We start from the raw sequence: 264 nt of genomic DNA, 5'->3' as shown, positions 1-264 counted from the left end.
CTACCGGTCACGCGGCGTCCTTGTGCTCCGTATCATCCATGCCGGGGCTGACGCGGCGGCCGATGTCCTTCAACCGCGCCAGCTGATCCACCATCGACGGTGCATCATCCAGGCTGCCGACGAACGTCCACAGATAGGTCATCTCCGCGTACACATGGCCCGGGGTAACCCCGTCGGTGGTGGCGAGACGGCAAATGGTGAGCGCGAACAGCACCGCCGCCGCCGCGCCAACGACCACGAAGGCACCGGCTTCGCGATCGGAGA

1 protein-coding gene is annotated in these 264 nt (G+C 66.3%); it reads right to left on the bottom strand.

All coding sequences use genetic code 11. From position 1 onward, the window contains the following. Nucleotides 1–7 precede the first annotated feature (7 nt). Nucleotides 8–264, bottom strand: a 257-nt coding sequence (locus tag RMT89_RS43655; protein WP_315889305.1) for a hypothetical protein, incomplete at its 5' end; no start/stop codon positions are given.

The organism is Streptomyces sp. P17 (assembly GCF_032436805.1).
In the GTDB taxonomy this organism is placed as follows: Bacteria; Actinomycetota; Actinomycetes; order Streptomycetales; family Streptomycetaceae; genus Streptomyces.
The sequence above is the reverse complement of the archived record's forward strand: the minus strand, read 5'-3'. Positions and strand labels throughout refer to the sequence as shown.